This is a genomic window from Streptomyces sp. NPDC079020 (genome assembly GCF_044542225.1).
GTDB lineage: Bacteria > Actinomycetota > Actinomycetes > Streptomycetales > Streptomycetaceae > Streptomyces.
In genome coordinates this window covers 161,885-187,941 of record NZ_JBITUB010000011.1, presented here as the reverse complement: position 1 = coordinate 187,941, position 26,057 = coordinate 161,885, and the positions used below count along the sequence as shown (strand labels likewise).

At 73.1% G+C, this 26,057-nt stretch carries 19 protein-coding genes and 1 pseudogene; 4 read left to right on the top strand and 16 right to left on the bottom strand.

The window, feature by feature from the left end:
• Positions 1-31 precede the first annotated feature (31 nt).
• Both ACIGJO_RS23780 and ACIGJO_RS23775 read left to right on the top strand, forming a co-directional pair.
• Positions 32-454, top strand: coding sequence for a hypothetical protein (locus tag ACIGJO_RS23780; RefSeq protein WP_399961101.1), 423 nt, complete (start codon positions 32-34; stop codon positions 452-454).
• A 170-nt stretch (positions 455-624) separates the two neighbouring features.
• Entirely contained in the window at positions 625-1,368 is a 744-nt protein-coding gene (locus ACIGJO_RS23775; RefSeq protein WP_399961099.1) for a hypothetical protein, read from the top strand.
• Between the two features lie 61 nt (positions 1,369-1,429).
• Here ACIGJO_RS23775 and ACIGJO_RS23770 read toward each other — a convergent pair whose 3' ends face one another.
• From ACIGJO_RS23770 to mfd, 5 genes and pseudogenes are all read right to left on the bottom strand, one after another.
• On the bottom strand, positions 1,430-2,176 hold the full coding sequence (locus ACIGJO_RS23770; protein ID WP_399961097.1) for an N-acetyltransferase: 747 nt from the start codon (positions 2,174-2,176) through the stop codon (positions 1,430-1,432).
• 61 nt (positions 2,177-2,237) lie between these two features.
• Positions 2,238-3,017: an HNH endonuclease family protein gene (locus tag ACIGJO_RS23765; protein WP_399961095.1), complete on the bottom strand. Its 780-nt coding sequence runs from the start codon at positions 3,015-3,017 to the stop codon at positions 2,238-2,240.
• A gap of 213 nt (positions 3,018-3,230) precedes the next feature.
• Positions 3,231-3,395 (bottom strand): annotated as a pseudogene (locus tag ACIGJO_RS23760) (GntR family transcriptional regulator); the annotation flags it as partial.
• A complete protein-coding gene (locus ACIGJO_RS23755) occupies positions 3,392-3,934 on the bottom strand; it encodes a GntR family transcriptional regulator (RefSeq protein ID WP_399961093.1) in 543 nt (180 codons plus the stop codon). The pseudogene ACIGJO_RS23760 and the gene ACIGJO_RS23755, both read right to left, overlap by 4 nt.
• A 259-nt stretch (positions 3,935-4,193) precedes the next feature.
• Positions 4,194-7,724 (bottom strand): transcription-repair coupling factor, encoded by a 3,531-nt coding sequence (mfd, locus tag ACIGJO_RS23750; RefSeq protein ID WP_399961091.1) that lies wholly within the window; start codon positions 7,722-7,724, stop codon positions 4,194-4,196.
• Positions 7,725-8,156: 432 nt separating this feature from the next.
• On the opposite strand from mfd, the gene ACIGJO_RS23745 reads away from it, so the two are divergent.
• The gene (locus ACIGJO_RS23745; protein ID WP_399961089.1) at positions 8,157-9,155 is read left to right on the top strand and encodes a helix-turn-helix transcriptional regulator; all 999 of its coding nucleotides are present in this window, start codon (positions 8,157-8,159) and stop codon (positions 9,153-9,155) included.
• Between the two features lie 70 nt (positions 9,156-9,225).
• Here ACIGJO_RS23745 and ACIGJO_RS23740 read toward each other — a convergent pair whose 3' ends face one another.
• Positions 9,226-9,474 (bottom strand): hypothetical protein, encoded by a 249-nt coding sequence (locus ACIGJO_RS23740; protein ID WP_399961087.1) that lies wholly within the window; start codon positions 9,472-9,474, stop codon positions 9,226-9,228.
• Positions 9,471-10,730, bottom strand: a complete 1,260-nt coding sequence (locus tag ACIGJO_RS23735; protein WP_399961085.1) for an amidohydrolase — start codon at positions 10,728-10,730, stop codon at positions 9,471-9,473. Before ACIGJO_RS23735 ends, ACIGJO_RS23740 begins: the two co-directional genes overlap by 4 nt.
• Before the next feature lie 251 nt (positions 10,731-10,981).
• On the opposite strand from ACIGJO_RS23735, the gene ACIGJO_RS23730 reads away from it, so the two are divergent.
• Complete coding sequence (locus ACIGJO_RS23730; protein WP_073726004.1) at positions 10,982-11,158, top strand: thiazolylpeptide-type bacteriocin; 177 nt, start codon at positions 10,982-10,984, stop codon at positions 11,156-11,158.
• 138 nt (positions 11,159-11,296) lie between these two features.
• Here the strand turns inward: ACIGJO_RS23730 and ACIGJO_RS23725 are convergent, their stop codons facing one another.
• From ACIGJO_RS23725 to ACIGJO_RS23685, 9 genes are all read right to left on the bottom strand, one after another.
• Positions 11,297-13,273: a TOMM precursor leader peptide-binding protein gene (locus tag ACIGJO_RS23725; protein WP_399961082.1), complete on the bottom strand. Its 1,977-nt coding sequence runs from the start codon at positions 13,271-13,273 to the stop codon at positions 11,297-11,299.
• Positions 13,270-14,025 carry an ABC transporter permease gene (locus ACIGJO_RS23720; protein WP_266931706.1) on the bottom strand — a complete coding sequence of 252 codons (756 nt, stop codon included), beginning with the start codon at positions 14,023-14,025 and terminating at the stop codon, positions 13,270-13,272. Before ACIGJO_RS23720 ends, ACIGJO_RS23725 begins: the two co-directional genes overlap by 4 nt.
• A 110-nt stretch (positions 14,026-14,135) precedes the next feature.
• Positions 14,136-15,137, bottom strand: a complete 1,002-nt coding sequence (locus tag ACIGJO_RS23715; protein ID WP_399961080.1) for an ABC transporter ATP-binding protein — start codon at positions 15,135-15,137, stop codon at positions 14,136-14,138.
• 22 nt (positions 15,138-15,159) lie between these two features.
• The gene (locus ACIGJO_RS23710) at positions 15,160-16,293 is read right to left on the bottom strand and encodes a site-2 protease family protein (protein WP_399961078.1); all 1,134 of its coding nucleotides are present in this window, start codon (positions 16,291-16,293) and stop codon (positions 15,160-15,162) included.
• Positions 16,290-17,384 carry a lantibiotic dehydratase C-terminal domain-containing protein gene (locus ACIGJO_RS23705; protein ID WP_399961076.1) on the bottom strand — a complete coding sequence of 365 codons (1,095 nt, stop codon included), beginning with the start codon at positions 17,382-17,384 and terminating at the stop codon, positions 16,290-16,292. The genes ACIGJO_RS23710 and ACIGJO_RS23705 overlap by 4 nt, the downstream gene beginning before the upstream one ends.
• Positions 17,381-20,107 (bottom strand): lantibiotic dehydratase, encoded by a 2,727-nt coding sequence (locus tag ACIGJO_RS23700; RefSeq protein WP_399961073.1) that lies wholly within the window; start codon positions 20,105-20,107, stop codon positions 17,381-17,383. The genes ACIGJO_RS23705 and ACIGJO_RS23700 overlap by 4 nt, the downstream gene beginning before the upstream one ends.
• A 16-nt stretch (positions 20,108-20,123) precedes the next feature.
• Positions 20,124-21,707: a nitroreductase family protein gene (locus ACIGJO_RS23695; RefSeq protein ID WP_399961269.1), complete on the bottom strand. Its 1,584-nt coding sequence runs from the start codon at positions 21,705-21,707 to the stop codon at positions 20,124-20,126.
• A 14-nt stretch (positions 21,708-21,721) separates the two neighbouring features.
• Complete coding sequence (locus ACIGJO_RS23690) at positions 21,722-23,797, bottom strand: TOMM precursor leader peptide-binding protein (RefSeq protein ID WP_399961071.1); 2,076 nt, start codon at positions 23,795-23,797, stop codon at positions 21,722-21,724.
• On the bottom strand, positions 23,787-26,054 hold the full coding sequence (locus tag ACIGJO_RS23685; protein WP_399961069.1) for a TOMM precursor leader peptide-binding protein: 2,268 nt from the start codon (positions 26,052-26,054) through the stop codon (positions 23,787-23,789). The genes ACIGJO_RS23690 and ACIGJO_RS23685 overlap by 11 nt, the downstream gene beginning before the upstream one ends.
• Positions 26,055-26,057: the final 3 nt, after the last annotated feature.

Sequence of the window (26,057 nt, the reverse complement as noted above, 5' to 3'; positions counted from 1 at the left end):
GCCGTTCCCGTGTTCACCGAAGGGCACAGCCATGTCCGAGTACCGCCGGTCGCCGCAGCAGGTGTACGCCCCCGCTCATGCGCCGGGCGCGCATCCGGCGCGCCGCGGACTCGGTACGACGGCCTTCGTCCTCGGTCTCACCGGCAGTGTCCTGGGGCTGATCCGGCCGCTCTTCTGGCTCGCGGGGGGCCTGGGCCTGCTGGCCCTCCTCCTCGGCCTGGCGGGCCGGCGCCGCATCGGACGCGGTACGGGTGCCGACAACGGCATGACCAGCTTCGGTGCCCTGCTGGGCGTGGTCGCGCTGACCCTGGCGCTCGTCGGGGCGGTGCTCGCGGTCAAGGCCGTGGGCGGCACCACCGTTCCCGGCCCGACCGGCCGGCCGTCGACGGTCGCTTCCACCGGAAGCCCGCACGACGCGCCCCACCACGTACAGCAGTTGGCCCGCACACCCTGAATCCGGCACAGGCCCGCCCCTGACGACCGCCGACCCGCTCCTCACGACCGCCGATCCCCGAACAGCCATGCCCTGCTCGGCCCGGCTCTCCGCCGGCACCTGAACAGTGCCCGTTCCGGCGCTCAGTTCCCGCTGCCCGCTCGCTCACTTCACTCCCGGAGTCATCACCCATGCGCCTGCTCGCCCGCACTGCCGTCAACACGCTCTGCGCCCTGTCCGTACTCAGCCTCGCCGCGTGCGGCACCGGTTCGGCCGATCCGAAGGAAACGGGTCCGTTCGCGGACATGTCGGGCCCGGAGGTCACCAACAAGGCGCTGTCGACCACGAAGAAGGCGAAGTCCCTGCGGGTCGCCATCGACGTCCGGTCGGCCGACAACCCGGTCAAGGCCGACTTCTCCGCGAGCAGCACCGGCGACTGCACCGGGACCATGTCCATCGGCGCGGCGGGCACGATGGAGATCATCAAGACCGGTGACACCGTGTACACGAAGTTCGACGAGGCGATGCTGCGCGAGCAGTCGAAGGGCGAGCCGAAGGCCGATGTCGACGCCGCGGTGAAGCTGCTCGCGGGCCGCTGGATGCAGTCGAAGGCGAGCGATCCCGACACCAAGGACAGCATCGAGTTCTGCGACCTCGACGGGCTCCTGAAGGAGTTCGCGGCGAACGACACCGCCGCCCGCAAGGCCGGGGAGACCGAGGTCGGCGGCAAGCCCGCGCTGCGGCTCACCGAGAAGGACGGCAAGGAGACCTACACGGTCCTGGTGGCCGCCGAGGGCGCGCCGTATCTGCTCCGCGTCACGTCCGAGGGCGGCGAGGAGCCGACGACCATGGACCTCTCCGAGTTCGACGAGCCGGTGGTGGCGAAGAAGCCCGCCGCCAAGGACATCGTCGACCTGGAGCAGCCGGCGGGCTGACCGCCCGCACACGGGAAGGGCTTCGGCAGCGGGGGAACTCACCGCTGCCGAAGCCCTTCGCTCACACCTTGTGCCGCACCCACACGTTGGGCTCGACATAGACCGCGTACCCGTGCGCGAGCGCACAGTGCACCGGCAGCAGCGCCCCCGGTACCTCCACCGGACCGTCCGTGTCGAACGGCAGCCCGGTCCACTCCCGCCACTGCGCGAGCGAACCGCTCACCGTCATCGACACCGGCGCCACCGCCTCGATGACCCCGCCCGCCCGCGCATGGACGCGCAGCCAGGGGTCGTACGGCAGCCCGTCCTCCTCCCGGGTCCGGCGCGCGTAGTCCTCCATCGGGACCGAAGCGGACAGGTGCTTGGCGCTCGGCCGGACCGGGGCGACGACCTCCCCGAAGCCGAGCCGCCGGGCGTTGTCCCGCAGCGCGGCCACCATCCGGCCCGAGATCCCCTTGCCCTGGTGCCCCGTGGCCACCGTGATCTCGATGGCGCTCACGGTGTCGGGCGTGCGCCCGCGCCGCAGATCGGAGAACGCCCACAGCAGCACCTGGTCCCAGCCGCCGGTCGGCAGCTCCCCGCGCCCGGGGCCGTCCAGTTCGAACGGAACACTGTACGCACGGGCGACCACGGCACCGTCCGGACCGGTGGCCACGAGCACGTACTCGGGGAACTCGACCGCGATGCGCGGGAAGTTCGCCCAGCCGACCAGGTCCTCAAGGACGAATTCGGGCCAGGTGTCAGGCATCGCGTTCATGGGCCCGGCGAGCTCGGGGCGTGCGGCGAGGGTGGTGATGATCAACTCCATATCGCCGACACTAAACGGCGCGTCTCGGCCATGACCAGCTATTTTCGGCCCGAGCCCGGATTCAGCCACCGCACTGCGCGAGCATGGCCTGCTTGTCGGCGGTGGTGACCGGCAGTTCGTACTTCAACGAGACCTGTGCGAACCGCACCGCGTACGAACAGCGGACCGGCTTGTACGGCGGCAGCCAGGACGCGGGCCCGGAGTCGCGCTTGGCGTTGTTGGCGGGGCCGTCCACCGGGATGAGGTTGAGCGGATCGTTGGCGATCCGCTGCCGCTTGGCGTCGTTCCAGCGGGCGGCGCCCATCTGCCAGTCGTAGGACAGCGGCATCACATGGTCGATCTGCACCTTGGTGGCCTGCTGCTTGCGCCAGGCGATGGTCGACCCGGTGTACGGGTCCTTGAGGGTCATGGAGATGACGACACAGTCGGAGCCGGAGCGGTGCTCCACGTCCTTGCCGTCGCGGGCCAGCAGGTCGTTGCGGGTGTCGCAGCCGTTGCGGGCGAGCGGTATGCCGTCGACGGAGTCCTTCCAGGCGTACCCGAACCTGTCCCGCGCGTACCCGGTCTTCGGACCGCGCCCCTTGGTGGCCACCTGCTCGATGATCTTCCGGCCGGCGGCCCGGTCCGCGTCGGTGGTCAGGGACGCCAGGCCCGGCTTCGTACCGTCGGGGTTGTCCAGCGGGCTGGCCCCGAAGCCCTTCGCCGACTGGCCGCCCCCACCCGAGCCGCCGCCCGAACCGCCCTCGGCCGCAAGGTCGTCGGGGTCGCAGCCGGCCAGCGTCAGCACGGCCACGGCGCTCAGTGCGGGCACGATCACTCGGTACGTACGGGGAGATATCACGCGTAGCCATCCTGACGGGGAGAAAGCCGAACCCGGGAGATCCTACGGACGACTTCCCCGCCGGAGCGCATTCATGACGCGGGTCGGGCCAGGATGCGACCCGGATCACCACACACACCCGCACAGAACTGCTGCTCGTCACCGGCTCCGCCACGGGCCGAGCGGACTGACGACACCACACGGACCGCCCCGAGCGACCACGTCGTCGGGCCCGGTGGCGTTGGAAGCAGAAAACCGGCCTTTCAGCTGCACGGTGGAGGGCAGACCGGCGCCCGGGGACAGATCGCCGGACATGATCTCGTCCCGCAGGTCGGCCGCGATCCGCTCATGGAGCGAGCGACGGTCCTCAGCTTCGTTCTCCGCTTCGGGCACAGTCATCCGATCTCGATCTCATACCGCAGCCGCCTGTCTCGCGACACCATGACCATCACGTCGGCCTGGACCGGCCGGCCGGCCGCGTCCAGCGTGAGCCGTGTCAGCTGGAGTACGGGCTCTCCGGGCCCCATCGCCAGCGCTTCCCGCTCGCTCTCCGTCGGCATGCGGGCCGACACGGCCTCTTGGGCGCGAACGCCGACGTGCCCGAGATCGGCGAGCAGCCTGACGGCGCCGCCGGGAATCCTGACGGTGCCCGCCAGGCCCGTACCGCTTCCGATCTCCCTGGGGTAGTAGGTGTCGGTCAACTCACAGGGCTCGTCGTCCAGGTACATGATCCGCCGGCGCGCGACAACGTGCTCGCCGCGGGCCAGCCCGAGGAGATCCGCCACGGGTTCCGGCGCGGCCACTTCCCCCGCCTGCACGATCCGCTGGCTGCCGCGCCGCCCTTCGGCCGCCGCCTCCCTGCCCCAGGCTCCACCTTGCCCCGGGGCGGATGGAGCCAGATACCGCGCGGAAGTAGTGATCCCTTCACCGTCACCCATGGCTTTCCCCTTCACAGCCTGCCTGCAGGACCCCGCCGATGCACACGGGAGGCGAAGTGTTCGAGCCCCCCAAAGGCCACCTTGCCACTTTTCGCGAATAGCAGTACGGCATGCGCGTTACGGCCCACGAGCAAAGCGGTGAACCACCGTGTCTTCGCGCCAGGCATGACGGGCAACCCTTCGTCCGCATCCGCGGCGCTGAACGAAGCGGGAGGCGGCCCGCCGGTATTGCCCGGTGGGCCGCCTCCCGTCCTGCGTCCTACGACCCCAGGATCGTCGTCAGGAACTCCCCGGTCCACGCCAGCAGTTCGCGGCCCACCACCGGCTTGCCGCCGATCCTGCCCGTCGTGGGGCGCGGGACCAGGATCTGGTGGGCGGCCGGCTTGATGACCGTCTTCGGGTGGAGCCGCTTCAGGCGCAGCTCCTGGGACTCGCGCAGTTCCACCGGGGCGAAGCGGATGTTCGAGCCCTGGAGGACGATCTCGCCGACGCCGCAGGCGCGGGCCAGCATGCGCAGGCCCGCCACCAGGAGAAGGTTCTCCACCGGTTCGGGGAGCTTGCCGTAGCGGTCGGTCAGTTCCTCGCGGACCGCCCTGATGTCGTCCTCCGTGTTGGCGGAGGCGATGGCGCGGTAGGCCTGGAGGCGCAGCCGCTCGCCGGGGGCGTAGTCGTGCGGGACGTGGGCGTCGACCGGGAGCTCGATCTTGACCTCCAGCGGCGGTTCCTCCTGCTCGCCGCCCTCCATCTGGGCCCGGTAGTCGGCGACCGCCTCGCCGACCATGCGGACGTACAGGTCGAAGCCGACGCCCGCGATGTGGCCGGACTGTTCGCCGCCGAGGAGATTGCCCGCGCCGCGGATTTCGAGGTCCTTCATCGCCACGTACATGCCCGCGCCCATCTCCGTGTGCTGGGCGATCGTGGCGAGCCGCTCGTGGGCCGTTTCGGTGAGGGGCTTCTCCGGGGGGTACAGGAAGTAGGCGTACCCGCGGTCGCGGCCGCGGCCCACCCGGCCGCGCAGCTGGTGGAGCTGGGAGAGGCCGAAGTTGTCGCCGCGCTCCACGATCAGGGTGTTGGCGTTGGAGATGTCGATGCCGGACTCGACGATCGTCGTCGAGACCAGGACGTCGAACTTGTTCTCCCAGAAGTCCACCACCACCTGTTCCAGGGCCTGTTCGGACATCTGGCCGTGCGCTGTGGCGATCCGCGCCTCGGGGACGATCTCGCGCAGCCGGGCGGCCGCCCGGTCGATGGACTCGACCCGGTTGTGGATGTAGAAGACCTGGCCCTCGCGCAGGAGTTCACGCCGCACGGCCGCGCCGATCTGCTTCTCCTCGTACGGGCCGACGAAGGTGAGGACGGGGTGGCGCTCCTCGGGCGGGGTGGTGATCGTGGACATCTCGCGGATGCCGGTCACGGCCATTTCGAGCGTCCGGGGGATGGGGGTCGCGGACATCGTCAGGACGTCGACGTTGGCGCGGAGCTTCTTCAGCTGCTCCTTGTGCTCGACGCCGAAGCGCTGCTCCTCGTCCACGATGACCAGGCCGAGGTCCTTGAACTTGGTCTCGGCGGAGAACAGCCGGTGGGTGCCGATGACCAGGTCGACGGCTCCGTCCTTCAGGCCCTCCAGGGTCGCCTTGGACTCCGTCTCCGACTGGAACCGGCTCAACGCCCGCACGCTGACGGGGAATTGGGAGTACCGCTCGGTGAAGGTGCCGTAGTGCTGCTGGACGAGCAGCGTGGTGGGTACGAGGACGGCCACCTGCTTGCCGTCCTGGACCGCCTTGAAGGCCGCGCGGACCGCGATCTCCGTCTTGCCGTAGCCGACGTCGCCGCAGATCAGCCGGTCCATCGGGACCGTCTTCTCCATGTCCTCCTTGACCTCGGCGATCGTGGACAGCTGGTCGGGCGTCTCCGCGTACGGGAAGGCGTCCTCCAGCTCGCGCTGCCAGGGGGTGTCCCCGCCGAAGGCGTGGCCGGGAGCCGCCATCCGGGCCGAGTACAGCTTGATCAGGTCGGCGGCGATCTCCTTCACCGCCTTCTTGGCACGCTGCTTGGTCTTCGTCCAGTCGGCGCCGCCGAGCCGGTGCAGGGTGGGCGCCTCGCCGCCGACGTACTTGGTGACCTGTTCCAGCTGGTCGGTCGGGATGTAGAGGCGGTCGCCCGGCTGGCCGCGCTTGGCGGGGGCGTATTCGACCAGGAGGTATTCGCGGGTGGCGCCCTGGACCGTGCGCTGCACCATCTCGACGTAGCGGCCGACACCGTGCTGCTCGTGGACGATGTAGTCGCCCACCTCCAGCGTCAGCGGGTCGATGGTCTTCCTGCGGCGGGCCGGCATCCGGCCCAGGTCCTTGGTGGCCGTGCGCTGGCCGGTGAGGTCCGTCTCGGTCAGCACGGCGAGCTTGAGCCCCGGGTCCACGAAGCCGTGGTCGACGGCTCCGCAGGAGACATGGACGACCGAGGGCGAGATCTCCGCCAGGTCCGGGTCCAGCCGGGCCGCGATGCCCTCGCCGCCGAGCACTTCGACGGTACGGCTGGCCAGGCCCTGGCCCTCGGTGACGTACACCGTGCGCCAGCCGTCGGCCAGCCAGCCCTTGGTGTCGGCCAGCGCACGCGCGGTGTCGCCGCGGTACGACTCCGGGGCGTGCATCCCGAGCTTGAGGGTGTCCTCGTCCAGTTCGTCGTCGGCGGCGAACGGGGAGACGGACCACCACATCATCGACAGCTCGCGGGCCCGGTCCCGGACGTCCGCGACGCCCCGGAGCGAGGCCGCGCCCACGTCGATCGGCGCCTCGCCGCCGCCCGCGGACGCCGCCCAGGACGCCTGGAGGAACTCCTGACTGGTGGCGACCAGGTCGGCGGCCCGGGTACGGACCCGCTCCGGGTCGCAGACCAGGGCCATCGAGCCCTCCGGCAGGACGTCGATCAGCAGCTCCATCTCGTCCACCAGGACCGGGGCGAGGGACTCCATGCCCTCCACCGCGATCCCCTCGGCGATCCTGCCGAGCAGCTCGCCCAGCTCGGGATGGGCCTCGGCGAGGACGGCGGCCCGCTCCCGCACCTGGTCCGTGAGCAGCAGTTCACGGCAGGGCGGCGCCCACAGGCCGTGCGCGGCCACCTCCAGCGAGCGCTGGTCGGCGATCTTGAAGTAGCGGATCTCCTCGACGTCGTCGCCCCAGAACTCCACCCGGAGGGGGTGCTCCTCGGTCGGCGGAAAAACGTCCAGAATTCCCCCCCGTACGGCGAACTCCCCACGCTTCTCGACCAGTTCGACCCGGGAGTACGCGGCGGCGGCGAGCGCCTCGACGATCTCGCCCAGATCGGCGCTCTGGCCACCGGTCAGCGCCACCGGCTCCAGGTCGCCGAGCCCCTTGACCTGCGGTTGCAGCACGGAACGGATCGGAGCGACGACCACACTGACCGGCCCGGTCTCCGGGTCGTCCGCCCGCGGGTGCACCAGGCGGCGCAGCACGGCGAGGCGACGGCCCACGGTGTCCGAGCGCGGTGAGAGCCGCTCGTGGGGCAGGGTCTCCCAGGAGGGGAACTCCGCGACGGTGTCCGGCGGCAGCAGGGTGCGCAGCGCGGCCGCCAGGTCCTCGGCCTCCCGGCCGGTCGCGGTGACGGCCAGCACGGTCCGGCCGGTCTCCCTGGCCAGGGCCGCCACGGCGAAGGGCCGGGCGGCGGACGGGCCCACCAGGTCCACATGCGTCCGGTGGCCGTCTGCGGCGGCCTTCACCGCTTCGGCGAGAGCCGGGTCACGTACGACGACATCCAGCAGACCGTGCAGACTCATGAAGGGCTTCCGTCCGGGTAAAGAGGGTTTCGCTGACAGCCGGCTGCTGCCAGGGGCAACACGAAGGGCCCGACACGCGTCCTGGGGCGCCCGCCGGACCGCAGCCGATCCGGAACGCACCCCCAGCGGGCCGGGGGTTCCAGACTACGACCCGGGACCGGGCACCGCGTGCCCGGCGAAACGCGGGGGGCGTTCCCCGGCCGGAAGCCGTCCGTCGCTCCAGCGGCACCGCTCACCGCCGGTCGCACACCGTTCATCTCCACAGCGCACACAGTTGTGTCCGGGATCCTCACAGAAGTGATCCCACCGTCTAGTCTTTGCCCGACCATTGCACAACAGCGGGACGGACAACCGGGAAGCAGCCGTCGACCAGCACCGCCGGGCGACCCCCGGCGGTGTGCGGCCACAGGGCACCAGGCAGCGGGGGCGTACGTGGGCGAGAACGAGATGTCCGTATTCGGGGTCTCCGAGGCCGAGGAAGAGATCTACCGGCACTTCCTGCGCAATCCCGGCACCCCGACCGACGATCTCCACCTTCTCCTGCACTCCGAGCCGCAGGTGGCCCGCGCCTGCGTCGCCCGGCTCCAGGAGCTGGGGCTGCTCCACCCGGAGGGCGCCGACCGCCGGATCTTCCCGACCGATCCCGAGGTCTCGCTCGCCCGGCTGGTCGATTTACGGCTGCACGCGCTGCACCAGGAGCTCCAGCACGTCACCCGGTCCCGGCACATCATCGACGGTCTACGCGCGGAGCAGGGGGCCCGGACGCCCCCGCCGCAGGGCATCGAGCAGTTGGAGGGGCTCGCCCAGATACGCAACCGGATCGACGATCTCGCGTTCTTCGCCCGGGACGAGATCCTCTCGGTGGAGCCGTACACCAAGCTGTCGCCCGAGAACATCGCCCGTTCCCGGCCGCTGGACCTGCGCTGTCTGCGCCGGGGCGTACGCATCCGGAATGTGGTCGCCCGCGCCGCCCTCCAGGATCCGCCCACGGCCGCGTATCTGCGGGAGCTGGCCGCGCACGGGGCCTCGATCCGGGTCACGTCGGACACGGCGGAACGGCTGCTGGTCTACGACCGCAGAGCCGCGCTCGTCCCGCTGGACCCGCGCAACACCGCCCGGGGCGCGCTCCTGGCCCACCGCAGCGGGCTGGTCTCCAACATCATCGCCCTGTTCGAGAAGATCTGGGACCAGGCCGAGGATCTCGCCCGTGCGGGCGGCCAGGACGACGCCCCGGCGGACACCGGGCTCTCCGGGATCGAACTGCGGGTGCTCATGTCGATGTGCACCGCGGGCAAGGACGAGTCGGGCGCCCGTGAGCTGGGTGTGTCCGTCCGGACCTACCGGCGGCACGTCGCCGACCTGATGCAGACGCTCGGCGCGGCGAGCCGGGCACAGGCGGCGCTCCGGGCCCGCGAACGCGGCTGGATCTGAGGGGACGGCGGGGCGGGGACGGCGGGGCAGGGACGGCGCGCTCGCGGCGTCGGCGAGCGCGGCCCCGCGCTCACGGCTCCCTCGTCCAGCCGCGCAGCGCCGCGTCCGACAGCACCCGTGACACCGCCAGCCGCACCGCGGACGCGTCCGTCACCCCGCCGAGCTCGATCCGCAGCACGACCCGGTCCTGGCCGACGTCCCCCGGGGTGCAGGGCCAGTGCGCCGGGAGCATCCCCAGCATCCGTACGACGGTGGTCTCCCCGGTCGGGGCGGTACGGTCGCGGCGCACGATGACCACATCGGTCCAGCGGGGGTTCACAGCGCCGCCCTCCCGCCGTCCGGCCCCGTTCCCAGCACCTGCCGGGCCGCGGACGCCATCGCCCCGATCCCGGCCGGCAGGGCCGTTCCGACATCCGGGGCGAACCCCGGCGCGTGGTTGGGCGGTACGGGTTCGCCCCCGGCGCGGGCGGTGCGCCACTGCCGGGCCCCCGTCGTACCGAGCATCCAGTAGGCCACCGGCACACCCCCCTCGGCGAACCACGGGAAGTCCTCGGTGGCGGTGGTGGTCCCGAAGTCCCGTACCCGGTCCGGTCCCAGCAGGCTCTCGTGGGCCCCGCGCACCGCGCCGGTCAGGGCCGGGTCGGGGACGAGCACCGGGGAGCGGGCGGTCACCGTGAAGTCCGGATCCCGTGGACAGCCCGACGCCGCGCACTCGGCCCGGACGACGCGTTCGGCGGCGGCCGCCATCCGGTCGAGCACGGGGGCGGAGAACGCCCGGAGGCACAGGGACAGTTCGGCGGTGTCCGGAATGATGTTGCCCCGCTCCCCCGCCCGCATCGACCCCACGGTCAGCACGGCCTGTTCGGCCGGGGCGGTCTCCCGGGCGACGACGGACTGGAGCCGCAGCACGATCGCGGCGGCCGTCACGACCGGGTCCACCGCCAGGTGCGGGGTCGCCGCGTGACCGCCCCGGCCGTGCACGGTGACATCGGCGGAGAGGCTGCCCGCCATCAGGGGGGCCGGGCCGGGGGCCGGGTGGGCGAGCATGCCCGCCGGGAGCGGTGCGGCGTGCTGGGCGAGGACCGCGTCCGGGGTGCCGAAACGCTCGTACAGCCCGTCGTCCAGCATGGCCCGCGCCCCGGTCAGGGTCTCCTCGGCCGGCTGGCCCACGACCAGGACGGTGCCGCGCCAGGCGGTGCGGTCGGCGGCGAGTTCGGCCACGGCCCCGGCCACCGCCGCCATGTGCAGATCGTGGCCGCAGGCGTGCATGACCCCGGGGACGGTGCTCGCGTAGGACAGGCCGGTGCGCTCGGTCACCGGCAGCGCGTCGAGTTCCGTGCGCAGCATCACGGTGGGCCCCGGGCCGTTGCGCAGGACACCGACGAGACCGTGGCCGCCGCCCACGGAACGGGTGACCGTACAGCCGTGGCCGGCCAGCCGGGCCGCGAACCGGTCGGCGGTGCGGTGCTCGGACCCGGAGAGTTCGGGGTGGGCGTGCAGGTCGAGGTAGAGCTCGACCGCGGAACGCAGCACCGAGTGCTGCACCGGGCGCCGCACCGGCAGGGGTGTGGACATGGAGTCGGTCCTCTCCTTCGGACATGCGGGAAGCACCAGGGGTGCGGGGCGTGCGAGGGACGGAGCGGTACCAGGAGTACGAGCCTGCGCCGAGCGGCCGTCAGCACCCCGCCGTTCCGCTGTCACCGGATGCCAGCGGAGTGACAGCGGATGCCGGGCCGATCTGACAGCGGCGGAGCCTGCAATGGACCCACCGCAGGGGAACAGCGCCGGAGCCGCCGGCCCGTCCCCCCGATCCCAGGGAGAACACCATGGCCCCCAAGACTGAGCTCGCGACCCTCGCCGACGAGATCCTGGAGCTGGAGTCGGAGACCTTCGAGATCTCGGACTACTCGGACGCGGTCGAGGTCGTCCTCGCCGGTTCGACCTCGTCCTCCTCGACGTCGACCTGCTCCAGCACCACCAGCACCACCTCCTGCTGCGCCTGATCCCCCACCGGGAACAGCGCGTCCGGCGTACCCCCGGCAGCCCCCTCCGTGGCACGGAGGGGGCTGCCGGCCGTAAGGCGCCGGGGCCGGGACCGGGTGCGGCCGCCGGGGCGGGCGCGGTCACGGGAACGGGTGCGGTCACGGGAACGGGTGCGGGACGGCCTTGATCTCCGCCTCCGGCAGGTCATCGGTACGGTGGCCCGCCACCCGCAGCGCGGTACGCAGCCGGGGCATGTGCAGCGCCCGCTGCCTGGTCCAGCCGAAGTCCAGCGGCAGCAGCCCGGGGACGGTGGTCGAGACCGTGTGCAGGCCCATCCGGTGCTGTTCGGGCGTCGTCTGGTCGACGGCGATCACGTCGTACCCCGCCCCCGTCAGCCGATCGCGCAGCAGCCGCAGATCGTCCAGCAGATCGCCCGTGCGGGGCCGCACCGGCTCCCAGTCGGCGAACGTCTCGTCCAGCGGGGCCGCCACCGAGGGCTCCAGATACTCGCGGGCGTGCCCGGTCATCGAGGGCAGACCGTAGAGCTGGGCGTGGTCCTTGAGGTGCAGCACCTTGGTGAAGTCCTGGGCCATGGCCTCCAGTTCGGTCCGCCGCTCGGCCACCTGGTAGGGCAGGTGCGGGATGTAGGTGAGGACCTCTGACAGGGCCGCCTCCACCGTGCCCTCCGGGTCGAAGCCGGCCGCCGCGCTGAAGGAGAGGGTGCCGTACCCGCCGTCGCGGCGCACCGCGAGCGCGGTGACGACCGGCACCGCCAGATCCATCCGCGTGTCGAAGGCGTGCACGTCGTAGCCGTGCAGCGCGGCGCGGTCGAGCATGGAGCGGACGGCCGGGGAGCGGCAGGAGCCGAGGTCGATCCGGGCCGGCCGGACCCGCCCGTACCAGGCGAGCAGGAAGGCGTCCCGCTCGACGAGTTCCAGGAGCCCGAAGAGGATGGCCTCCTCCAGGCTTCCGCCGGTGGCACAGCCGTTGGAGCACTCGAAGACGAAGTTGTCGGCCTCCACTCCGGCGCTGTAGTGGGCGAGCCGCGCGGGAACGAGGACCGGGCGGTCGTCGCGCAGCGAGTGGCCCCAGACCCAGGGGATCGCCCGGTCCGGGTCGAAGGGGCTGACGAGGTGGTCGCGCGCGTAGGTCTCGGGCGCGTAGAAACCGCAGTCCGCCGGGTTCAGCGCCCGGTCCGCCAGGTTCGTGTACGAGTCGACGACGGGCGAGGTGCCGCGCCTGCGGTGGGTGCCCGCGTAGCGCTCCAGGCCCTCCAGGTAGGCGAGGGTGCGGCTGGTGGAGTACCGGTTGGCCTGGCCGCTCCAGGTGACGTCGTTGAGTCCGGCGTAGCCGCGTACGAAGTGGGTTCCGGCGACCGGTGCCGTGGTGGTGGACGCCGGGTTGATCCAGGTGTCGGAACCGAGCGCGCCGCAGACGGGGTTGGCGAGGGCGGCGGTCGGCAGGGGGTAGGAGTCCAGGGAACGCAGCCGGTAGCCGTCCGGGTCGGGCTTGGGGCTGGGGATCAGCCGCATCCGGGCGGCGGCCTCGGTGTCCGGCACCTCGTGGACGCAGACGGGGCAGAGCGGTTCGGGCAGCAGCGGGAAGGTGGCCGTGGCGAGCGTGCCGAGGTCGACCCGGGTGATCCGGGGCAGTGCGCGGTCGGCCGCGGTGGCGGTGATGTCGGTGGGCCGGGTGCGCCCGCCGGACAGGACGGCCCGGTACGTGGCCCAGACGGCGTCCACCGCGTAGCCGGTGAGCACCGGCCAGTGGGTGGCGCCGTGCGGTTCGTGGCCGAGTTCGAGTGCCTCGCGCTCGGAGCGGCTGCGCAGCCGCTGCCAGCGCATGGCGAGGCACTGGCCGCAGGCGCTGTCGCCGTCCGCGCCGCCCCAGGGGCCGATCAGCGCGGCCCGTGCGGTGAGCTGGACGTTCGCCCCGGAGCGGGTGGCGGCGTACGGGTCGGGGTGGCCGAAGCCGAGGGTGTCGGCGGCGCCCAGCGGGACGACGCGGGGGGCGGGGAGGCCGGGCGCGAGCGGCCCCGACCGCGCGTGGAGCCGGGAGAGTTCGGACTGGAGGTGGGTGCGGGCCGCGTCGAGGGGCGTGTCGGCGGCTGCCGTGTGCACCGTCGTGGCGGTCATGACTTGTCGCTCCAGCGGAAGGTCCTGAGCGCGACGGCGCCCAGGACGAGCGCGAATCCGGCGAGCACCGCGCAGGCGATGCCGATGTCGGCGAGGGAGCCGCGCCCGGTGACGGCGCCGGAGATCCCGTCGTTGAGGTAGCGCAGCGGCAGGACCCGGGAGAGGCTCTGCATCCAGCCGGGCATGGCGTCCAGCGGGAAGAACGAGCCCGACAGGAAGGCCATCGGGATCATCAGGCAGTTGGCGACGGCGGCCACCGCCTCCGGCGTCTTCGCGTAGCTGCCGACGATGACACCCATGGCGAGGAACGCGGTGATCCCGAGCACCAGCACCGGCAGCGCGAGCGGCCAGCGGCCGTCCAGTTCGAGGCCGAACGAGGGCAGCAGCGCCACCGCCACGAACAGCACGGCCTGCACGGCTCCGATGCCGAGCGCCAGCACATAGCGGGAGGCGAGGACCGAGAAGACCGGGGTGGGGGTCATCCGGATCAGCCGCAGGATGTCGTCGCGGCGCCACTGCATGAGGGTGAAGCCGACGCCGAAGACGGCGGCGTTGCCCACGCCCCAGGACAGCACACCGGGGGCGATGTAGTTGATGTAGGGCTTTCCGCTCTGCTCGACCGTCTGGCCGTGGAAGATCAGCCCGAAGACGACCAGGAAGATCAGCGGGAAGGCGAAGGTGAAGAAGAGGGTCGTCCGGTCACGCGTACAGGCCCGGTATCCGGCCTGACTCAGCGCGGCGTATGCGCTCATCGGGGGTGTCTCCGTATCGCTGGGAAGGGCGGTGCTGCCGGGGCGGCCGCGGCAACTTCCGTTCGGCTGCCGGGTGTCGGGGGCGGGGGCGGGGGCTTCACGGACACGGCCTACGCCCGCGGGGCAGCGGCACCCGCGCCCGCTCCCTCACTCGCGCCCGTGTCCGCCCCCGTACCCGCGCCGGTCAGCGCGAGATAGACGTCTTCGAGGCTCGCGGTGCGCGTCTGGACGCCCTGGAGTCCGGCGATCTCGTCGACGGCGGCCAGCACCCGGCCCGATTCGAGGGTTTCCAGCACGATCGCGTCGGCCTCCTCGGCCGCCCGGTCCACGCCGGGGATCGCCAGCGCCGCGGCGAGGGTGAGGCGGCCCGCCGGGACCAGCAGACGGGTGGTGGGGCTGCCCGCCGCGATCAGCCGGGCGGGGCTGTCGAGGGCGGCGACCTTGCCGCCGACCATGATCGCTACGCGGTCGCAGAGCGCCTCGGCCTCGTCGAGGTGGTGGGTGGTGTAGACGATGGTGCGGCCCGCACCCTTCAGATCGCGGAGCACCTGCCACAGAGCGCGGCGGGCCTGCGGGTCGAGAGCCGCGGTCGGCTCGTCCAGGAAGATCAGCTCGGGGTCGTGGACCAGGGCGGAGGCGATGGCGAGCCGCTGGCGCTGGCCGCCGGAGAGGTCGTCCACCCGGGTGTCGCCCTGTTCGGTGAGCCCGACGGAGGCCAGGGACCGTTCGGCCGCCGCCGTGTCGCAGCGGTAGAGGGCCGCCATGGTGCACAGGTGCTCGCGGGCGGTCAGCCGGACGAAGAACGCCGACGCCTGGGTCTGTACGCCCAGCCGCGGCAGCAGGGCGACGTTCCTCGGCCACGGGCTCGTGCCGAGCACGGTCACCGTCCCGGCGTCCGCCCTGCGCTGGCCCTCCATGATCTCGATGAGGGTCGTCTTGCCCGCACCGTTGGGGCCGAGCAGACCGAAGAACTCCCCCCGGGCGACCGTGAAGGACACCCCGTCGACGGCCCGGGTGTCGCCGTACGTCTTGTGCACGCCCTCCAGAAGGACGGCCGGGGAGTCCGCCGGACCCGGCGAGTCCGGGGCGGAGCGGGAGGTGGTGGGGGTCATGGAACTCTCCTTGGGAGGGGCATCAGGCCGTCAGCAGGTGGTGGGCGGCGGCCACGGCCGCGGCGACGATCGCGGCGAGGACGAGCAGCGAGCCGAGCCCGTAGGCGGGATAGGCGATCCGGGCCCGGCGCGGGTAGCCGGCCGCCGCCGGGTCGCGCCGGACGACGAGCCGCAGATACGTACCGGCCGAGGCGGCCAGCCCGGTCGCCCCGGCCAGCTGGCTCGCGATCTTGTAGCCGTCCAGCGGGGGGAAGGGCACGAGCATCGCGAACGCCTGGACGCTGCCGAGCAGCAGCAGACCGGCCAGCGCGTCGTGCGTGGCGTCGTCGAGCGGGGCGAACAGCCACAGGGCGCAGAACGGCAGGAGGAAGACCAGATTCATCACCGCGCCCGCGACCGCCGTGCCGATCCTGCGCCAACGGCTGCCCAGATAGAGGTAGTTGTCCACCGTGCAGTACATGATCACGACGGGCAGCCGCCAGCGCAGCCCGATCTCCGCGACCCGGCCGCCGTAGTGCCGGGCGACGACCCCGTGCGCCAGCTCGTGCAGGGCCGTGCTCAGCCACAGCAGGGTGGCGGCCCCGGCCAGCAGCACCGGATTGGTGAACAGATCCCGTACGGCGAGGAGCAGTTCACCGGCCCTCAGCACGACGACGGCCTCCATCGCCACGACCAGGGCGAGCAGCGGTATCAGCCACCCCGGCGCGAGCAGGAAGCCGACCGCCCGGTGCAGCCGGGCGGTGGTGGCGTCCGCGTCGGCGACCAGCCGGAGAGTGCCGCGCAGAAGACTCCGGGCGGGCTCGCCCGCCGGACCGGCGCCCGCGGCGGGAGCGGCCGCGGGCGCCGGAGCGGCCGGCGCGGGCGCCCCGGCGAGCAGGCCGCGCGAGCCCAGCATCCGCAGGATCTGCTGCCAGTTGGCGTCCGCCAGCCTGCGCCCGTACCGCGCGGCGTACTCTTCGCCGATCTCCTTCAGGCTGCGCTCCCCGTCCATCCGGGCGATGAGGAAGTGCTCCTTGACGCCGACCTTGAAGGAGTTGCCGCTGTCCGTGTCCTTGATCAGGTGCACGGTGGCGGCGCCGTCCAGCAGCGCGTCGCTGAGCAGCACCCGGGGCCGGAGCGCGGGGCGGTACTCGGCGAGGGCCCCGGAGGCGCTCACGCCGTCTCCCGCAGGGCCCGCCCCAGTACGTGGCTGAGATAGGCCTCGTCCCTGATGGTGACGTGGAGGCGGTTGTTGGTCATATGCATGTACGGGGACAGGAGCAGCGGCAGCGAGCGGGCCGGGTCGGTGACCGGCTCGTCGCGTTCGCCGTCCCACGAGCGGAAGACGAGGTCGCCGTCGGCGGTCAGCTTCCGGGCACGGTCGCGCAGTTCGGCGCAGTGCTCGGCCCAGCCGCCCAGGAACCCGGGCAGAACGGCCGGCTCCCCGGCCTCCCGTACCCCGCCGTCCTCCCGGGCGCCCCCGGCGGTGGCGGCCATGACGCGCTCGAAGCGCGCGGTGAGTCCGGCGGCCATCGCCGCGTAGTTGCGGTCGTACTCCTCGGTGCCGATGAAGCCGGTACCGGGGAAGGCCTTGTGCCAGAACTCGTAGTAGCTGTCCAGGTAGTCCGCCAGTTCGGTGCGGTCCGGGAGGAAAGTCGCGGACATGACCATCATCAGCTGGGCGGAGGTGCCCAGCAGCACGGTGCGCAGATGGAGGTTCTTGGAGCGGAAGGCGTCGATGACCAGGTCGCTGGAGTGGCGGAAGTGCCATTCGGCCAGCTCGATCCCGGCCGGGCCGCCGTACTTCCCGTACTCCGGCTCGTAGGGCATCGCATGGCGCGAGTTGTTCGGGCGGAGGTTCATCCGGCCCTGCTCGTCCATGTAGTGGCCGCGCTCGCTGCCGGGGAACTCGATCTCGAAGAGCGTGTTGTAGAAGTCGTTGAGGAAGCCGGAGTCCACCTCGTACAGCGCGGGGCGCTCGGCCAGAAAGACGTCCACGGCCCGCTCGGCGCGGCGCGTCACCTCCTCTGCGGCGGCCGGCGAGGAGGGCCTGAGCCTGAGGCGTACGTGCGGTCCCTCCAGCCAGTAGTTGATGAAGAAGTACCCGTCGAGGAGCCCGTCCGCCTCCAGCTCGTCGACCAGCGGGCGGACGCAGTTCAGGAGCAGGGGGCGCGGGTTGGCGGCGTAGAAGATGTGCAGGGCCTGCCAGGGGCCCGGGGAGGCGGCCGGGCCGGCGGTGGACGCGGTCGCGGCGGTGGGGACGTTCATGGGGTCTGGGTACTCCTTCGGACGGGTACGGCCCTCTCCACGGCCAGTTCGGCGACATGGCGGCCCCGGGCGGACACGGTGTGCAGTCCGTCCTCGTCGGGCAGCATTTCCCGGAACACCACACGCGCCTGCGGGGACTTCAGGAGCGCCTCGAACGCCGACAGGGAGAGCGGGCTGTCGAAGTCGAGGTACTGCGGCTTGGCACCGGTCGCGCCCCGTGCCCCGGTGTCCGACACAGTCGCGAACACCCGGTCCGGCAGCGCGTGCGCCCGCCGGAAGCCGTGCCAGCCGAGGAACCAGCCGTCCTCGGCCACCCCCGGCTCGCGCAGCGGCAGTACGTCGGCGGGGGCGCTCCAACTGCGGCGGCTCAGCACGACACTGCCGTGGCGCACCCTCGGCCGCCCGGTCACCCCGCCGGCCGCAGCGCCCTCGGGGACGCCGCCCCACACATTGAGCGGGGCCATCGAGGTCGGGGAGAGCAGCAGGAGTGTGCGGGGCAGTTCGGGCAGGGCCAGCGGTACGAGATAGCCCAGGTACACGGGGATGACCTCGCGCCCCAGCCGGGTGGAGCGCAGGACCAGCCGGTCCTCGTCCGGGTCGTGGACGAGGTGGAGGTCGTCGAGGTCCAGCCGGAATTCCGCGGGCAGCGTGCCGCGCTCCCCCGGGCAGACGATCTCGTACCGGGTGAGGCGCCCGTGCAGGTTGAGGTTGCTGGTGACGGGGCCGCCGGTGATCTCGGCGAGGACGGCCCCCTCGGGCACGATGTCCTCCGCGCCCGCGAGCAGCCGCGCGTCGAGGCCACCGGGACCGGCGCCGCCGCCGTGCCCGTCGAAGAGGTGCGTGAAACGGCTGAACGGGAAGGACACCCCGCCGTACGAGCGGTTGAGGACGACCAGCGGGTCGCCGGGCCGGTCCACCAGCTGCAGATGATGGCTCATCGGAGCGAACCCCGTGGCGAGCGGATCGAGCTGCCCGGCCACGGCGGCGAGGAAGTCCTCGTCGACACACACCTCGCCGCAGCCCGGCTCCGTCGCCTCCCACAGGGCCCGCATCCGCTCCACGAACGTCTGCCGTGCCGCGTCCAGGGCCTTCAGCTGCGGCTGGCCGAGCCAGTTCACCTCCGGCACATAGGTGCCCTCGGCGTCGAACGTGGTGTGCCCGGCGGTGAACGACATGTACTGGTCGAAGAAGTCCTCGTGGAAGTCGTGCACGAGCTTCAGCAGGTCGTCGCAGCGGCCGCCCTGCCCGTACCGGGCGAGGAAGAAGCCCTTGAAGGTGATCCGCTGCGGCAGCGTCAGATCGAACGCGGGCAGAATCCGCTCCACCGCGCCCAGCGGTCCGGCGGCCAGCTCCTGCCAGGCCGCCGGGTCCAGCGTCACCTCGCTCCCGGCCGCCACGTCCTCGTACAGCAGGGTCTGCGGGACCTTCGCGCGTGCGGCGCCCAGCTCCTCCTCCTGAACCCGGGTCAGCTCGTCCCGCAACTCCGCCAGGAGCGCGCGCCGTTCGTCCGGGGAGGCGTCCGCGAAGCGCTCGACGCGGGTGGCGGCCCCCTCCAGCCGGTCCGCGAGCCGGTCCGCCCAGGGCCGCCCGAGGCCCCGCAGCGAGCCCTGGAACGCGCGCAGCGGATCGGTGTCGTGCACCTCCGTCCGCAGGCACGGCACCTGGACCATGCCGAGGTCCAGGAGCGCCTGAAGGTACTGCGCGCACTCCTCCTCGGTGGCACCCCGGTCCGTCGCCAGCCAGCCGGAGAGCTCGCCGTAGCGCAGGGTGCCGCGCTCCTCGAAGAGGCCGAGCAGGCGCTCCAGAGTGCCGCTGCGCCGCAGGAAGAACAGCCGGTCCTTCACCGCGTCGAAGGTCACGGCGGTGTCGTCGTCGCCCGCCGTGACCCAGCGGCGCACATAGCGCACCCGGTCGTCGTCACGGCCCCAGCCGGAGGCGAGGGCGACCGGCAGATCGGCGCGGCGCACCGGGTCGGCGATCACGGCGTCGGCGAGCCGGCCGAGGGCGACGACGTTGAGCCGCACCTGCCCCTGCCAGTCCGCCCCGACCCGTACGCCCAGCCCGCCGTCACCGTCCAGGGAGCCGAGCGCGACGCCGGTGAAGGTGGAGAACGGGCTGGTCTTGCAGACCGTCCGGTAGAGGTAGGAGAGCAGCGAGCGTTCGATCTTGCGCTGCTTCTTGCCGGGCGGACCGTCCGCCGCCCGGTGCGTGAAGGCGCCCAGCTGGGCGTCCAGGGTGGGCGAGGCCAGCAGCAGGCCCTTGCGCAGCCGGCCCTCCCCCGCCAGCCGGCGCAGTTCGGTGCGGCTGCGGCCGGTCTCGGCGGCGAGCAGGGCGGCGCCCTCGCTCCGGCGCTCGTCGAGCCCGCGCCGGCGCTCCAGCCAGCCGGCCAGCGCGTCACCGGCCGCCGGGTCGAGGCCGCGCACCAGGGCCAGGGCCCGGTCGGCCGTGTCGGACTGCGGCAGCCGGTTGTTGAAGACGTCCCGGCGGAGCTTCAGCAGGGCGCGGCGCAGCGGCTCGTCGTCGCTGCCGCCGATCAGCCCGTGCAGCCGGTCGCCGACCGCCTCGGCGTCCCGGCCCAGCCGCTCCGCCGTGTCGAGCATGTCGTCGGCCCAGCGGCGGCTTTCGGGGCAGCGCAGCGCCCGCACGCTCTCGACGGGCAGCCCGGCGACACGCAGCATGAACGCCGGCCGGGTGACCGCGGGGTTCGTGGATGTCTGTTTCATCGTCCGTACCCCCGGCTCAGGCGATCTCGTAGCGGAAGTCGGCGGGGGCGGGCCGTTCGTTGCCGACCATCATGATCAGCAGTGGCGCCTCGCCCGTCTCCGCGAGGCCCAGTTCCTCGATGTACGAGATGTTGTCGAAGCCGAGCGCCACCCCGCAGCCGAGGTCCACCGCGGAGGCCGCGGTGTACACGCTCTGCGCGACGGCCCCGATGGCGGCGTTGACCAGGCGGTAGCCCCGGTCGCCGACCGCGTCCAGGACGGCGGTCGTACGGACCGTGGGCACCAGGACCGCGCCCGCCTGCTCCAGGTTGTAGTTGGAGAGGAAGTAGTTCTTCTGGAGGAACTCCCCCGGCCGCCCCTCCTTGATCAGCCGCAGGCTGTGCGCCTCGGGGTCGTACGCGTAGCTGCCGGGGGCCAGCCCCTCGACATGGCTGACGAACGCGTACAGCTTCGCCAGCCGGGTGCCGCCGGTGTCCCCGCCGATCCGCGATCCGGTGGTGGCCGCGGCGAGGCAGGTGGCCAGCTGTTCCTGGCTCACCGGCCGTTGCGCGTCGAAGCGGCCGAAGCTGCTGCGCCGGTCGCGCAGGGCGGTGCGTACGTCGGTGTCCAGCGCCCGCGCGGGGGCGAGCGCCACTTCGGGGAGCGTCGGGTCGGCGGGGTGCGCGGCGGCCGGGGCCAGCGCGTCCGGGGCCGGGCGGGCCGCGGCGTGGGCGGAGGTGACCGCCTGCATCCTCTCCAGCGCGTCGAAGGTGAGGACAGTACGGGAGCGCTCGACGTCCCGGCGCCGCACGGAGACGGGAGCCGTGGTGCCCGCCGCACCGGACCGGTCCGCCGCACCCGCCCACTTCAGGGGGACGACGGCGAAGATGCCCTCCTCCCGGGTGCTCACCCCGAGCAGTGCGGCGAGGCGCTCCTCGTCGAACCAGAACGCGGGCTCGACCGCGAGGCCCCGGGCACCGGCCCACAGCCGCCAGGTCTGCACACACGCGCCCACGTCCATGGAGACGGCGTGGAAGGAGAAGTTGTTGTACTTGAAGGAGTTCTGCCAGTACTTGATGCCGAGCACCAGGTACTGATCGGTGGCGGGCCCCGGTGCCCCCTCCCCCAGCGCGGCCCGTACCTCGCCCGACACATCGCCGGTGAGCAGCCGCTGCATGGTGTGGTGCCGGGTGGAGTAGTAGTGCACCCCGGGCGGTACGGGCCCGGCGGCGCCGGAGACCCAGTGGACGCTCACGGGGTAGAGGCCGCCGCCGGAGGCGGAACCCCGGGACCAGTTGGCGAGCGGGTAGTGGGGCAGGGCGCTCAGGTCCGTGTTGGCCTGGACACCGAGCCGGCGGCCGGTGAGCCCGTAGGAGTCCCGGAGCATCCCGGAGAGGACGGACAGGTCGAACTCCCCGTCCGCGCCGGCGTCCTGGGCCAGGCCGCGGCCGAGCGTCGCGTGTGCCGGATAGCCGGCGGCGGGCAGCGGCAGGCTGTCGGCCCCCGGGTAGAACTTGGCCTTGCGCGGTCCGTCCGACCAGTTCGGTACGAAATCCGCGGGGTCCATCGGGACCCGGCCGCGCTGCATGATCGCGGCGGCGTATTCATGGGCGTACCCCATGGCGAGCTCCTTGGTCACGGGAAGGGATGGGGCGCGGGGTTGAGGTCGGCGTCGGTGAGGTCGGCGTCGCGCAGCCCCGCCTCGCGCAGCGCGGTGCGCAGCCGGGGCATGCCGAGCGCCCGCTGCCGGCTCCAGCCGAAGTCGATCGGCAGCAGCCCCGGCACGATGACGGAGACGGTGGTCAGGCCCAGGGCGCGCTGTTCCGGCATGGTCTGGTCGACGACGATCACGTCGAACCCCGCTGCGGTGACGGCGTCCACACACCGCCGCAGGTCCTCCCGCAGGTCGTCGGAGACCGGGATCACCGGGTGCCGCCCACCGCTCCGGTCACCGCCCGCGCCCGCGCCCCCGGCTCCGGCTCCTGCTCCTGCTCCTGCTCCTGCTCCGGCTCCGTACAGCTCGGCGAAGGACCGCTTCGGCGGGCGCGGCGCCCCCGGTTCGCCGAGCAGGAAGTGGGCGTTCTCGCCCATCTCCGGGATGCCGTAGGCCAGCGGGTGGTCGTGCAGCGCCTCGACCTTGTCGAAGTCGTACGCCATGGCGCGCAGCCGCGCCTCGTCGCGTTCGGTGCGCCCCTGGAGGTTCACGGCGTCCGTGGCGATCTCGCAGAGCGCGCCGGCCAGCGCCGCCTCCGGGTCGAGTCCGGCGCCCGCGCCGAAGCACATCCGGCCCGGCCCGCCGTCCGGGCGCACGGCGACGCCCGTGACGACGGGTACGGGGAAGGTGATCCGGGTGTCGAAGAAGCGGGCCTCGTAGCCGTACATCTCCAGCCGGTCCACCATCCGCCGGGTGGCCGGACGGCCGCTGGTGCGCACGTCGATCTCCGGCAGGGCGGCCCGCCCGTACCAGGCGAGCAGGAACGCGTCGCGCTCCACGACCTCCATCAGCCCGAAGTAGACGGCCTCCTCCAGACAGCCGCCGGACGCGCAGCCGTTGGAGCTCTCCTGCACGAAGCGGTTCTCCAGTCCGGGCGCGTGGTAGTACGTGAGCACCTCCGGGACCAGGACCGTGCGGTGCTCGCGCAGCGAGTAGCCGCGCACCCAGGGGATCCGCCGGTCCGGGGTGAACGGGGTGACCCGGGGGTTGGCCCGGTGGAAGGCGTCCGAGTACAGCCCGCAGACCCGCGGGTCGAGCGCGTGCTCGCCGCGCCCGCGCAGGCCGTGCAGGGAGTCGTGCACCTGGGCGCGCTTGGCCCGGGACCGCATGCCCGCGTACCGCTCAAGGCCTTCCAGGACCCCGATGCGCAGGCTCTCGGCGAAGGTGTCGGCGTGGCCGCCCCAGAACGTCTCGCGGAGGTACTCCCCCGAGCGCATCGAGAAACGGCCGATGGTGGCGGAGGTGGAGGCCGAGGCGATGTCCTGGACGACGGACGGGCCCAGCGAGCCGCAGACCGGGTTGGCGTACGGCTCGACGGGCAGCTCGTAGTCGGCGATGTCCCGGACCCGGAAGCTGCCGGGCTTCCGTTTGGGCGCGGGCCGCAGGGTGAGGGTGGCGGCCTCCTCCGTGTCCGGCTCCGGACGGCCGCAGTCGGGGCATTCCGGGTCGGGGACGAGCGGATGGCCGCGGACCGCGAGGGTCCGCAGATCGACGAGGTGGACGAAGGGGAAGGCGCCGGTGTCCGGGCCGGTTCCGCTCAGCCGGGCGGCGATGACACCCGCGAGGGTCTCGGCGCCGAACGGGGTGACATGGGGGGTCTCCCCGGCCGCCCGGGTGCCGGAGCCGAGCTCCAGCGCCTCGCGCAGGGCGACGGAACGGACCCCCTGCCAGCGCCGGTCCAGACAGCGCGCGCAGGGCTGCGGCACCCCGGACCCCTCGGCGGGGGCGGGGAAGGGGCCGACGACGGCGTGCTGTCCGTAGTAGCGGACGGGCACGGCGGGCGCCCGCGTCCCGTCCGGTCCGACGGCGTCCGGCCGGCTCCCCTCCGGTGCGGCGCTCCCGCCCGCCGTGCCGCCCGCGAAGGCGTCGTGCACGCCCAGCGGGGCGACGTCCAGCGGCGGCGGGTCGCCGAGGTGCCGGGCCAGCCCCTCCCCGATGAGCCCCGCGAGCAGACGGGTGGACTCCGCGAGTACGGCGTCCGCTGTCTCAACGGGCATCGGGGCCGCCCTCGCCGTCCACGGTGAGGAGCACCCGGGCGGTGCTGATGCCGCCCGCCGGGAGGTCGGCCGGGGTGGTGGACACGTACAGGGCGTCGCGCCCGGCCTCCCGCAGCCGGTCGAGCACCGCCTCGAAGGTGGTCGTCTCCCCCTCCGCCGCGACGGACTCCCCCGTCACCGCGACCGATCCGGCGGCGAAGTCACCCAGCAGCGGGTCGCCCAGGTCCGGTTCGGCATCCGGGTCCTCGGCCGCCAGCTGCACCTGGCCGAGCAGGTCCCGCAGGGCGGAGCAGGCCGCTGTGCGCCGTGACAGACCGGCCCCGACCGCCCAGCGCCCGCCCGCGGGGCCGCCGTCCGCCTCGCGGGCCAGCACCACATGGGCCGAGGTGCGGGCCGCCTCGCCCAGGTCGAGAAGCTCCACCGCGACATCCAGGTTGGCCGCCGACTTCAGCAGGAACACCAGTTCCGGGTCGGCCGCGTCGGCCGCCACCGGGCTCACCCCGGTGGTGCCCCGGACGGCCCGGAGCAGCGCGTCGTGCGCGAGCGCCGACATCAGGCCGCGCCCCGCCGCCTCCCGCGCGCTGCCGCCCGCGCCCGATCCGGCCGAGGTCGCCAGGTGCAGCCGGTCCCGGTTGTGGGCGCCGAAGGTGCGCACCGCGGCGGCGGGCACCCTGACCGGCTCCTTGCCGATCAGCGAGGTCGCGGTGACCCACGCCCGCGGGCGTACGCCGGTGCCGCCCCCGGTGGTCAGCGCCTCCGGGGCGAGTACGAGGTCCGCCGCGCCCTCACCGGCGGCCCCGGTGTCCACGGTCTCCACCGGCACGACGTGCTCGACGTACGCCTCCGCCGCCGCGTACAGCGCCCGCATCCGCGCGCCCGCCAGATGGTGCACGTCGAACGCGGCGATCCGGCGCCGCACCCCGGCCCCGAGCGCCACTTCGACCCGGCTGATCTTCAGCGGGGTCTGGGTCAGCCGCTCGTCGTCGTACCGGCCGAAGATCCCGGTGAACGGGCGTACCAGTGCCGTGCTGATCCGGTTGAGGTCCTCGACCAGCGCCTCCGCGTCGCGGGCGGTCTCCACGGTCGGGGTGACGGGGAGCGCCAGGCCCGGCGGCAGCGCGTCGGGCTCGCGGACGTCGAGGGCGGCGCAGCGGAGGCAGCGGGGGTGGGGCTGGACCGGCTCGGCCATCACATCGAGCGACTCCAGGTCCTGGACGAGGACCTGGCCGTCCGTCTCGGCGGGCAGGGCGCCGGTGGCGATGCGGAAGATCTCGTAGCCGAGGAGGTTGCCGACCATCGCGGCGACCGGGCCGGACAGCGCGTCCCCCGGGGCCGTGACCGCGCCCGCGGCCTCGCCCCAGAGCTCGGCGGCGGGCCCGGGAGCCACGTTGCCGCCCAGCCGCAGCACCGCGCAGGACCAGCAGCCGGTGGAGGTGGCGGTGGCGAGCGGGCCGACGACGAGACGGCGGCCGAACGGCCAGGCGGGGATCAGGGTCCGGCCCTCGGGCACTCCGGCGGCCAGCAGGCGGTGGGTGCGCGCGCCGGCCCCGGCGCCGGTCACCACGACCACGTCGTAGCCGTCCAGCGCCGCCCAGCCGGCGTCCGTGCCGGGGACGATCCGCCCGATGTGCGCGCCCGCCCCGTCCGCCTCGGCGGCGACGTCGTCGAACGCGGCGGCCGTACCGATCCGGGCGCACCCGTTGCGCACCAGGCTCAGCGCGCACCATCGGGCCACCTCGTCGTCGCCGAGGACGGCGACACGGGTACCGCGGAAGCGGGCGAAGCGTTCCGGGGCGCCGTCGGCGTAGTGGTCGACGTAGGCGATCTGGGCCGCGAACCGCTCGGCGACCGCGTCCGGCAGGGGCTGTGCCGTGCTGTCCGCCGCCGGTATGTCACGGGCGAACCCCCGTGCGTACAGGGTCTTGACGAGCTCGGCGGCCATCGCGCGCTGGGCCGGTCCGAAGCCCGCGCAGAGTTCGGAGAGCCGGTGGTGGCCGGTCAGGTGCGGGACGACGAGGGAGGCGAAGCGGTAGGCGGTGCGGCCGGTCAGATGGAAGCCGCCGTCGGCGTTGTGGAAGAGCACCCCGCCGGGGGTCTCGGTGAACAGCACGTCCTGGCGGATGCGCGGCCGGGTCCCGGCCAGCGAGTCGAACGCCCCGGTCCCCTTCCCGGCCGGCGTCCCGGTCGTGGCGGCTGCTCCGCCTGCGGCTACGGCTTCGCCTGCTACTGCTGCGGCGGCTTCGGCACTCTCGGCCATGGG

Coding starts and splice junctions, on each gene's coding strand:
- ACIGJO_RS23780 (WP_399961101.1), top strand. CDS start 32: ATGTCCGAGTACCGCCGGTCGCCGCAGCAGGTGTACGCCCCCGCTCAT.
- ACIGJO_RS23775 (WP_399961099.1), top strand. CDS start 625: ATGCGCCTGCTCGCCCGCACTGCCGTCAACACGCTCTGCGCCCTGTCC.
- ACIGJO_RS23770 (WP_399961097.1), bottom strand. CDS start 2,176: ATGGAGTTGATCATCACCACCCTCGCCGCACGCCCCGAGCTCGCCGGG.
- ACIGJO_RS23755 (WP_399961093.1), bottom strand. CDS start 3,934: ATGGGTGACGGTGAAGGGATCACTACTTCCGCGCGGTATCTGGCTCCA.
- mfd (WP_399961091.1), bottom strand. CDS start 7,724: ATGAGTCTGCACGGTCTGCTGGATGTCGTCGTACGTGACCCGGCTCTC.
- ACIGJO_RS23735 (WP_399961085.1), bottom strand. CDS start 10,730: ATGTCCACACCCCTGCCGGTGCGGCGCCCGGTGCAGCACTCGGTGCTG.
- ACIGJO_RS23730 (WP_073726004.1), top strand. CDS start 10,982: ATGGCCCCCAAGACTGAGCTCGCGACCCTCGCCGACGAGATCCTGGAG.
- ACIGJO_RS23725 (WP_399961082.1), bottom strand. CDS start 13,273: ATGACCGCCACGACGGTGCACACGGCAGCCGCCGACACGCCCCTCGAC.
- ACIGJO_RS23720 (WP_266931706.1), bottom strand. CDS start 14,025: ATGAGCGCATACGCCGCGCTGAGTCAGGCCGGATACCGGGCCTGTACG.
- ACIGJO_RS23715 (WP_399961080.1), bottom strand. CDS start 15,137: ATGACCCCCACCACCTCCCGCTCCGCCCCGGACTCGCCGGGTCCGGCG.
- ACIGJO_RS23705 (WP_399961076.1), bottom strand. CDS start 17,384: ATGAACGTCCCCACCGCCGCGACCGCGTCCACCGCCGGCCCGGCCGCC.
- ACIGJO_RS23700 (WP_399961073.1), bottom strand. CDS start 20,107: ATGAAACAGACATCCACGAACCCCGCGGTCACCCGGCCGGCGTTCATG.
- ACIGJO_RS23695 (WP_399961269.1), bottom strand. CDS start 21,707: ATGGGGTACGCCCATGAATACGCCGCCGCGATCATGCAGCGCGGCCGG.
- ACIGJO_RS23690 (WP_399961071.1), bottom strand. CDS start 23,797: ATGCCCGTTGAGACAGCGGACGCCGTACTCGCGGAGTCCACCCGTCTG.
- ACIGJO_RS23685 (WP_399961069.1), bottom strand. CDS start 26,054: ATGGCCGAGAGTGCCGAAGCCGCCGCAGCAGTAGCAGGCGAAGCCGTA.